Annotated in this window: 5 protein-coding genes and 1 pseudogene; all 6 read left to right on the top strand. The window is 36.4% G+C overall.

The window, feature by feature from the left end:
• Nucleotides 1-200 (top strand): zinc ribbon domain-containing protein (locus tag ACZQCL_RS05725; RefSeq protein ID WP_482482167.1); only part of this gene is annotated, 200 nt, incomplete at its 5' end.
• Between the two features lie 231 nt (nt 201-431).
• A complete protein-coding gene (gene rny / locus ACZQCL_RS05720) occupies nt 432-1,985 on the top strand; it encodes a ribonuclease Y (RefSeq protein WP_118114552.1) in 1,554 nt (517 codons plus the stop codon).
• 143 nt (nt 1,986-2,128) lie between these two features.
• Nucleotides 2,129-2,302 carry a 4Fe-4S binding protein gene (locus tag ACZQCL_RS05715; RefSeq protein ID WP_040466055.1) on the top strand — a complete coding sequence of 58 codons (174 nt, stop codon included), beginning with the start codon at nt 2,129-2,131 and terminating at the stop codon, nt 2,300-2,302.
• A gap of 61 nt (nt 2,303-2,363) precedes the next feature.
• Complete coding sequence (gene miaB / locus ACZQCL_RS05710; RefSeq protein WP_118114553.1) at nt 2,364-3,797, top strand: tRNA (N6-isopentenyl adenosine(37)-C2)-methylthiotransferase MiaB; 1,434 nt, start codon at nt 2,364-2,366, stop codon at nt 3,795-3,797.
• Nucleotides 3,798-3,836: 39 nt separating this feature from the next.
• Entirely contained in the window at nt 3,837-5,528 is a 1,692-nt protein-coding gene (locus tag ACZQCL_RS05705) for a ribonuclease J (RefSeq protein ID WP_482482164.1), read from the top strand.
• A 14-nt stretch (nt 5,529-5,542) separates the two neighbouring features.
• Nucleotides 5,543-5,807 (top strand): annotated as a pseudogene (locus ACZQCL_RS05700) (DNA translocase FtsK); the annotation flags it as partial.

Raw genomic sequence — 5,807 nt, 5'->3', positions numbered from 1 at the left:
CCCAGTGGTATGGAAAGGTGATCAAGAAAGTGGATACGTTCTATGCGAGCAGTCAGATCTGTCATTGTTGCGGATATAAGAATGAAGAAACAAAAGATTTAAAAGTAAGAGAATGGATATGCCCAAAATGTCATTCAACTCATGACAGAGATGTAAATGCATCCATCAATATATTGATGCAAGGCATATTAGCAAATTAATCAAATATAAAAAAGAACCGCAGGAACTGCGGGGATAGCTTGGTAAGAAAGGTTTCGATAGAAACCTGTTCCCAAGAATCTCATCACTTCAGTGATGAGAGGTTCAATATAAGATGTTTGTCTAGACGAACATCTTTTATTTTGCCCTTTGACTTGATAGACTTTATACCTGTTTTCGTGTATAATATTTTTGGTTTTACCTAGAACAAAGGACGAAAAGGAGGAAATAGTATGGATGTACTATGGATCGTTTTGTCTGGTGTCGCAGGTCTTGCAATTGGATCTGGCTGTATGGTCGGACTTTCCAAAGCAGGTTTAAATAAGAATCAGCAAAAAGCAGAACAGATTTTAAAAGAAGCTCAAAATGAAGCGGAATCTCGTGTAAAACAAGCTGTGTTAGACGGAAAGACACAGGCTCATGATTTGCGCGTAGAAGCTGAAAAAGAAATTAAAGAACGTAAACAAGAATCAATGGAATTAGAGAACAAGTTATTGCGTAGAGAAGATAACTTGAATTTTCGTGATGAAGCGTTAAATCAAAAAGAGCGTCAGATTAATGAAAAGATGAAAAGTGTTGCTGACAAACTGACATCATTAGACGAAAAAGAAAAGAAATTACAAGAAGAAATCGACAAACAGGTTGTCGTTTTAGAAAGTGTTGCCAAAATGTCAAGCCAGGCAGCAAAAGATGAATTATTTGCGATTGTGGAAAAGAAAATGGAACATGAAACAATTGCATACATCAAAGATAAAGAGGATGAGGCAAAGGCGACTGCCAATGAAAAAGCGCAGAATATCATTGCCTTAGCTATTGAGCGTATGTCTCAGCAGGAAACTCAAGAAAAGACAGTCAGTGTTGTTTCTTTACCTGGTGAAGAAATGAAGGGACGTATCATTGGTCGTGAAGGACGTAATATTCGTTGTTTTGAACAGGCAACAGGTGTTGAATTAAACATCGATGATACTCCAGATTTGATTACGATTACATGTTTTAATCCAGTACGTCGTGAAGTGGCTCGTCTAGCTTTGGAACACTTGATTCGTGATGGAAGAATTCAGCCGGGACGAATTGAAGATGTTGTTAAGAAATACCAGAATGAAATTGATCAAGAGATCATGAAGGCTGGCGAGGAAGCTATCTTTAAATTGGGTATTGGTCGTATTGATCGTGAAATTGTAAAATTGATTGGTACATTAAAATATCGTTATTCTTATGGACAAAATGCTTTGCAGCACTCTATGGAAGTTGCCTATATCGCTGGATGCATGGCAGCTGAACTTGGATTGAATCAGCAAATTGCCAAACGTGCTGGATTGTTGCACGATATTGGTAAGGCATTGAATATTGAGCAGCAAGATGGATCTCATGTTGAATTGGGATACAAGTTCTGTAAGAAACATGGTGAAAAAGAAATTGTATTAAATGCGATCCACTCACACCATGGGGATGTAGAACCTAAGTTCTTGACTAGTCATTTGGTTATCGCAGCAGATACAATTAGTGCTGCAAGACCTGGTGCACGTAAAGAAAGTGCTCAGGCTTATATCAACCGTCTTGAAAACTTAGAGAAAATTGCGAATGGATTTGAGGGTGTTTCAAATGCGTTTGCGATTCAGGCAGGTCGTGAAATTCGTGTACTTGTAAATCCAGAACACGTGGATGACATGACTTGTGTAAAATTAGCTCGTGATATTCGTGATAAGATTGAATCTGAATTGACATATCCAGGTCAAATCAAGGTTAATGTTATTCGTGAGACACGTGCCCAGGAATACGCAAAATAAAAATGTCGGGCTTTAGTCCCGACTTCAATTTTTTAGTTTGGTAAATGAATTACGGTAAGCCTGCACTTACTAAACTGTCTTGATTCACTACTTGGTTATCGCTATAATTTGAGTATAAATTATTAAACAAGGAGGAAATAACAATGGCAGTAAATATCGATAAAGATGCTTGCATCGGATGTGGTGCTTGTGTAGGAGGATGCCCTGTAGGAGCTCTTTCATTAGACGATGAAGGAAAATCAGTTTGTGACGAAGGAACTTGCATCGACTGCGGTTCATGCGTAGGAACTTGCCCTGTTGGAGCAATCAACCAGTAATTCAAATTTAAACACATTTGCCAAGCTTAGTGCTTGGCATTTTTTTTCGAAAGGAGATCACATGAAACAAAAACCAGGATGGGTATTACCCGATTTAAAAGAAGCACAAAAGCGTACTACAAATACAATTGATCGTATTGATACATTTAATATTCCTGAAGCTGCTCGTATGATGGGAAGAGGAAAAAAATATTTTATTTCTACATATGGCTGCCAGGCTAATGAGCGTGATAGTGAAACATTGGCTGGTATTTTAGATGAGCTAGGATTTGCACCTAATGAAACGGCTGAAGGCAGTGATGTCATAATTATCAATACTTGTGCAATTCGTCAAAATGCGGAAGAAAAAGTATTGGGTGAGATTGGTAACTTCAAACGTTTATATCGCGAAAACAAAGATCTTGTGATTGGTGTTTGTGGATGTATGGCACAAGAGGAAGGTTTAGTTGAAACTTTATTAACGAAATATCCTCAAGTTCGTTTATTGTTTGGAACACACAATATTCAAGAGCTTCCTAGCATGCTTTATAGTTGTATGGTTGAGGGTAAAAAAGTTGTAAAGATTTACTCTAAAGAAGGAGAGGTTTACGAAAATCTACCGGTACACCGTTTTGGAACATTCAAGGCTTGGGTCAACATTATGTATGGTTGTGACAAATTCTGTACATATTGTATTGTTCCTTATACTCGTGGTAAACAGCGTTCACGTAAGATGTCTGAAATCTTAAAAGAGGTTCAGCAACTTAAGGATGAGGGTTATAAAGAAATCACATTGCTTGGACAAAACGTGAATGCGTATGGAAAAGATATGGATAATGAACAGGATTTTGCGACATTATTAGAAGAAGTTGCTAAAATTGGCATTCCTCGTGTTCGTTTTACAACAAGTCACCCTTGGGATTTCTCCGAAGAAATGATTGATATAATCGCAAAATATGACAATATCATGCCATTTATTCATTTGCCGCTACAATCAGGAGATGATGATGTACTTAAGTTAATGGGTCGTCGTTATACAAAAGAATCATACTTAGCTTTATATGATAAGATTGTCAATACAATTCCAAATGTTTCTGTTTCGACAGATATCATTGTTGGTTTCCCAAATGAAACCGATGAACAGTTTGAACACACTCTAGATGTGGTTCGTTATTGTAAATACGATAATGCCTTTACATTTATTTTCTCAGCAAGACCTGGTACACCAGCTAGCCGTATGCATGACTCGATTGATATGGAGACAAAGAGAAAGCGTTTAGCGAAATTAAATAAAACATGGAATGATCTGGCTTTAGAAAAGAATAAAGCTTATGTGGGTCGTACTGTTACCGTATTAGTGGATGGCTTAAGTAAGAAGAATGAAAAGGTATATTCTGGATATACAGACACTCAAAAATTAGTTAACTTTAAAGGTGAAAATATTCAACCTGGAGATTTTGTAGAAGTTAAAATTACAGAGGCGAAAAGTTTCTCTTTAGATGGCGTTGCGGTGTGATATAATTTAGAAAAATAATACTATTTAAAAGGAGATAATATGAAAGAAGAAAAAATTCCTTCATTAACTGAAAAAATCCGTATCTTTGCCCTTGGTGGTTTAGATGAAGATGGTAAAAATTTATTCTGTGTGGAGGTGGATGAATCCATCTATGTAATAGAGGCGGGTATCAAATTTCCTGACAACAAGGAGTCATTAGGTATCGAGTTTATTATTCAGGATTTTACGTATTTAGTTGAAAATAAAAATCGTGTTGTGGGTATTTTTATTACGCATGGTCATGATGATGTAATGGGAGCTTTACCATATTTATTAAAACAAGTTCCTTGTGATGTTTATACCGCTCCATTAGCTGTAAAAGAAGTACAGAAAATGATTCGTCAGGAACATATTACAGGTGTGCGTGTACATTCTGTAAAGCGTAATGATAAAAAGCGTATCGGCAAAAGAAGAGTTGTTTTCTTCCCAATTACGCATGCGTATCCAGGAACATTTGGTTTAGCGATTGGTACAGAGCAAGGCTATATTGTATATTCTGGTGAATTTATTGAAGACTATGATGATTTAGACGATGCATATCGTGCCGATTTCACAACGATTTCAGAACTTGGTAACGAAGGTGTATTGGCTTTGTTACAGGAAAGTAAAGGGGCAGAAAGAAGTGGACACACTTCTCCGAGTCATCGTATTTCCCCTAAGCTTTTACAGGTTTTAGAAACACATGAAAATAAGCGTGTCTTTGTGAGTGTGTATACACAAAGTGTATATCGTATTCAGGAAATCATTGATTGTTGTATGGCAAGTCGTCGTAAGATGGCATTCTATTCAAAAGAATTACGTGATTTAGTAGGGCGATTAAAAGAAATTGGGTATGAGGTGGATCCTTCCTTAGTGATTGATCCAGCTGATTTTGATAACTCAATGAAAGACGTTGTCGTAATCATTTCAGGGCAAGGTAAATCTTTATTCAAAACTATCAACAACATTGCCAACAATGAATTAGAATCGATTGTGTTTGATCAGGATGATGTCATTGTGGTCGCAAGTCCGGTTGTACCTGGTGTTGAAAATGAATTCAAGAGCATGGAAAATGACATGTACAAAAAAGAGGGTGAAATCATCGTCTTAGATAAGAATGTTTTGAGTATGCACCCTAGTAAAGAGGATTTGAAAATGATGATCTTCCTTACAAAACCCAAATACTATATTCCAATCAAAGGGGAATATCGTTTGTTGCACATGAATTCACAGATTGCGGTTGAAATGGGATATGATCCAAGTCGCATCATCATTTTAGATAATGGGCAGGTTGCCACTTTTGAAAATCGTAAATTAGTTTCTTGCGCAATGGAATTAGAGCTTCATGAAACAATGATCGATGGAAAAGAAAACTGGGATATGGCAGGTGTCGTATTAAAAGATCGTGAAACATTGAGTACGGATGGTGTCATGATTTTAGCAATTGGTATCAACGCAAAGACAAAGAAAATAATTAATGGTCCAGATGTACAAAGTCGTGGATTGATCTATTTGCGTGATGCAGAATACATCACGGGTGATGTAGCTAAAATTATGGAAGATACGATCAACGAGGCGGTTGAAAATAAAACGTATGACAATTTAGAAACGCGTAACTTGATTCGTGATAAGGTTTCTAAATATCTTTATAAACAAACCGCAAAAAGACCGATGATTTTACCGGTTATTTTAGAAATAAACTTAAATAAGTAGAAAGTGGGGTAAGTATGGCAAAAGCCAGAAAAAAAACAACACGAAGAAAATCTACGAAAAAGAAAACACAAACGTCTTGGTTGCACTCAAACTTATTTCGTTTGTGTTTCCTTATTTGTATGATATGTATTAGTTTTATTGTCGTTTTAGAATTTGGCATTGTAGGAGCTTTTTTAAAACATTTCATTGAATTCTTATTTGGAGCTTTAACAAATGGATTATTTATTTTGAATGCTACCTTGTGTGCAGTTCTTATTTTCCATAAGGAACAGCCTGTGA

The organism is Holdemanella sp., assembly GCF_056804935.1.
Note: the sequence above shows the minus strand (reverse complement) of the source record. Positions and strands in the feature narration are given on the sequence as shown.